This window comes from Phenylobacterium sp., from assembly GCF_020402505.1.
Taxonomy (GTDB): domain Bacteria; phylum Pseudomonadota; class Alphaproteobacteria; order Caulobacterales; family Caulobacteraceae; genus Phenylobacterium.
Genome location: NZ_JADBZL010000170.1, coordinates 1 through 3,966, shown reverse-complemented (window position 1 = coordinate 3,966; position 3,966 = coordinate 1). Strand labels below are relative to the sequence as shown.

Sequence of the window (3,966 nt, the reverse complement as noted above, 5' to 3'; positions counted from 1 at the left end):
CCGCTGACGCCTGCGCGTGGCTCTTGAGCCTCTGCTTGTAGCGGCGGACCCGGCTCTCGATCTTCTGGAGGGCGGCGCTGAAGGCGGCGTGGGCGTCCGGCGCCAGAGCGTGGCTCTCCAGAGGCTGGCCGGACGCCAGCAGAACGGAACAATCCACTCGGAAGGCGTGGCCCTCCCGACTGACGACGACATCGGCGGAACCCCCACGGTCGAAGACTCTGCCGATGGACTGATTGATTTCGTCGACAACCCGCTCCCGCAGGGCCGATCCGACGTCGACATGCTTGCCGGTGACCTGGACTTTCATGCTCTCAGAACACGCGCGCAGACCTGGGAAGTCAACTCCGGGTCAACCCGCTATCGCCATCAGCCGCCGACGCTCGGTGGAGGAGGGAATGCGCATGGCCTCGCGGTACTTGGCGACAGTGCGGCGGGCGATGTCCACGCCGGAGTCCTTGAGGATTTCGACAATCCGGTCGTCTGAGTGGACGTCGTGCCCCGGGCGTTCGGCCTCGATCAGCTGACGAATTCTGTGCCGGACGCTTTCCGCAGAGTGCGCTTCCCCGCCGTGCGTCGCGGCGATGGCTGCGGTGAAGAAGAACTTCAGCTCGAAGACTCCCCGGGGCGTCGAGATGTACTTGTTGGACGTCACCCGGCTGACCGTGGACTCATGCATGCCGATGGCGTCGGCGACGGTGCGAAGGTTAAGCGGCCGCAGGTGGCTGACTCCGAAGGTGAGGAATCCGTCCTGCTGGCGGACGACCTCCGAAGCGACCTTCAGTATGGTCCGGGCCCTCTGGTCCAGGCACCGCACGAGCCAGTTGGCCTGCGAGTAGCAGTCGGCGACAAAGATCTTCTCGGCTTCGGTGCGTGCGCCGGCGGAGACACGGGCGAAGTAGCGACGATCGACAAGCAGCCGGGGCAGGGTGTCGCTGTTCAGCTCTATGCTCCAGAGTCCTCCGGAGCCTTCCCGGACGATAACATCCGGGGTCACAGGTGATAACGGCTCTCCGCCGAAGGCGATCCCTGGCCTGGGCGTCAAGGCCCGGATCTCGGCGATCATATCCCTCAGGTCCTCGTCATCGACGCCGCAGACACGCCGGAGGGCGGCCAGATCCCGGCGGGCAAGGAGATCCAGGTGGTCGAGCAGGGCCATCATCGCCGGGTCGCAGCGGTCGCGCTCCTTAAGCTGGAGATAGAGGCACTCTCTGAGGTCCCGGGCGAACACGCCGGTGGGCTCGAACCCCTGCAGGACGCCAAGGACAGAGTCCAGGAAGGGCGGATCGCAGGCCAGGCGCTCGGCGGTCTCCTCAAGGTCGCAGCGCAGGTAGCCGGACTCATCCACCGAATCGATCAGGACGAGGGCCGCAGCCTGGCGGGCGCCCTCAAGACCCGCCATCGCGAGCTGCTCCGCCAGGTGCTCCCGAAGGGTCCTGGCCTCAGGAAGGCGCTGGGAGAGGTCCTCTTCGCCCTCGAAGCCAGACCCACCCGAGCCGGCCCGGCTCCAGTCGATGGCGCCCCCCGCCTCCTCACCTGGCGAAAGGTCGCCAGTGGCCCGCTCTCCGGGAGAGGCCTCCGCCTCATGGCTGATGTCGAGGTCGGGACCGGCGCCGGATTCCGGGATACGGTCCGCGGCGAAGATCTCGTCCCTGCGGGGATCGAGGTCCGCGGCTTCGGCGTCGGGGTCCACGTCCTCACGAACGAGGAGGGGATTGCGTTCGAGCTCCGTCTCGACATAGGCCTCGAGCTCGACATGGGTCAGCTGCAGAAGCTTGATCGCCTGCTGCAGCTGAGGCGTGATGACCAGCCCCTGTCCCTGACGAACCTCAAGACGCGCGCCGAGCGCCACTCCCGCCTCCTTGGCCTGCTTCTTGCTTGCAGATTGGGGCAGGATCGCAACTGTTTGGTTAACAGCTGATCACTTTTCCGAGGTTCGCGTTGCCGGAAGGGACTCGATGAAGGACCGGACGTCGGCGGCGGAGCGATCCGGGATCTGTTCCATCGGCACGTGTCCGGCCTCGGGATAGATGACCAGGCGGGCGCCAGGGATCAGCTCGGCAAGCCGCCGCCCCACACCCGGAGGCACAACCACGTCCTTCTCTCCATGCATGACCAGGGTCGGGGTGGTTACGCCCTTCACCGCGTCTGGGGAGGCGTTGGGAGGTCCCCGACGGCCAGCCAGGATCATCTCGCGGCGTCCCGGCGCAAGGGCCAGATCGACATAGCGGTCCACGAGGGCCGGTGTGACAAGCCCCTCATCGACGTAGGCCTTCTTCAGCCCGGGCTCGGCAAGGGGACGGGGGTTGAGTGAACGCAGGGCGGCCCGGCCCACGGGATTGGCCATGATCCGGAAGACGGCGGGCGGTCCCTCGCGGGGCGGTGAGCCTTCTGGCTCCGGAGGGCGGGGTCCGACAGAAGCCACCAGGATGAGCCCCCGAAGCCGGTCGGGATGGCTCAGGGCGAAGTTCCAGGAGGCGCCTCCGCCCATGGAGTTGCCCGCAAGGACGAAGGGCCCGAGCCCCAGTTGGCGGGTGAGCTGGTCGATGACCTCCACCTGGCCGGCCGTGGACATCTGGTAGCCGGGAGGCGTGACGGTCAGACCGTGCGCGGGAAGATCCAGGGTCACCACCCGGTAGGTGTCTCCCAGGCGCGCGACCCAGGGCTCCCAGGTGTCGAGGTTGGCGGCGAAGCCGTGAACCAGGACCAGGGGCGGGCCATCGGCGCGCCCCTGGTCCCGGTAGTGGACGGTGACCCCGTCCGGAAGGGTGACGAACTTCGAGGTCGGGTTAGCGTACTTGGCCTTCAAGGTTTCATAGGGGATGTCACGGGCGCATCCGGCGAGGGCCGCCGCCAAAAGGGCGACCGCCAGGAGGGCGAGGGGTTTAAGGGCCATTGGCATCTCCTAATCAGTCCAAACCCAGGCGCACGAACTGCGACTCCGGGGCGTCAATCTCCTTGAGAGCCTGGGCCAGGCGGCGCGCCGCCCCGGCTTCCTGCGCGCCCCCGGCGAGGTTGCGGACCTCATCCGGATCGGCGGCCCTGTCGAACAGATAATGTCCCGACGACCGGGTGCGGGCCCAGAATGGCAGTGGATCTCCCGCAGCGTAGGTCTGGTGGATGACCGGGATGTCCGACCCGGGCATGCGATCCAGGAAGGCGCGGTGATCCGGAGGCGGCAGGGCGACGTGGCGGTCGATCAGGTGGGTCGGCATGGTCGACCAGCGGTTGGACATCATGGACAGGGGCGCATTGGCCCCGGCGGCCGCCCGGGCGTACTTCCATTCCCGGGTGAGGAGGTGGACCTCACGCCCCCAGACGCCGGTCAAGAGGTGCTCGCGGACCGATCCGACCTCACCGCGCATCAGAGGAAGGAGGGAACGGCCATGGGTGCGCTGGCGGACCTCCACGCCGAACAGGTCGGCCAGGGTGGCGAACAGATCGACGCTTGTGGTGAGGGCGTCGCAGGCGCCAGGCGCGATCCCCGGATGCCGGATCATCAGGGGGATGTGGCCGAGGGTGTTGTAGATGGGCACGCCGGGCTTTCCCCAGATGTCCTTCTCGCCGAGGTAGTGCCCGTGGTCGGTGCAGACCATGACGAGGGTGTCGTCGGCCAGGCCCTTCTCCTCGATGGCGCCGAGGACGCGGCCCAGCCAATGGTCGATCATGGAGAGCTTGGCGCCGTAGCTGGCCCGCAACCGGCGCGCCGCCGCCGGACTCAGAACTCCCTTCTCTACCGCGCCCTGCATGTAGGGCGGCCAGATCATCGGCGGTCCCTCGTAGTCCGGGTCATACATCGAGGCCCAGGGCTCCGGCGTATCGAAGGGTTCGTGGGGATCGAACTCGTCGATGAAGAGGAAGAACCGGTCGTGCCAGCCGGCGTTCTCCTCGATCCATCGGGCCGCAGCCGTCATGGTGCGGGGGCCGGGGAAGTCCGACTCGTCCCGGAACCAGCCGCGGCTATCATGG

The 3,966-nt window shown here is 67.4% G+C and carries 4 protein-coding genes; all 4 read right to left on the bottom strand.

Translation table 11 applies throughout. The features are described 5' to 3' along the window. The coding region (gene raiA / locus IM632_RS11795) for a ribosome-associated translation inhibitor RaiA (protein WP_296552374.1) at positions 1-307 on the bottom strand (307 nt) is incomplete at its 3' end. A gap of 42 nt (positions 308-349) precedes the next feature. Beyond that, positions 350-1,849: an RNA polymerase factor sigma-54 gene (rpoN, locus tag IM632_RS11790; RefSeq protein WP_296480552.1), complete on the bottom strand. Its 1,500-nt coding sequence runs from the start codon at positions 1,847-1,849 to the stop codon at positions 350-352. Positions 1,850-1,918: 69 nt separating this feature from the next. Then, positions 1,919-2,893, bottom strand: a complete 975-nt coding sequence (locus tag IM632_RS11785; RefSeq protein ID WP_296480549.1) for an alpha/beta hydrolase — start codon at positions 2,891-2,893, stop codon at positions 1,919-1,921. A gap of 13 nt (positions 2,894-2,906) precedes the next feature. Beyond that, the coding region (locus tag IM632_RS11780) for a sulfatase-like hydrolase/transferase (protein ID WP_296552372.1) at positions 2,907-3,966 on the bottom strand (1,060 nt) is incomplete at its 5' end.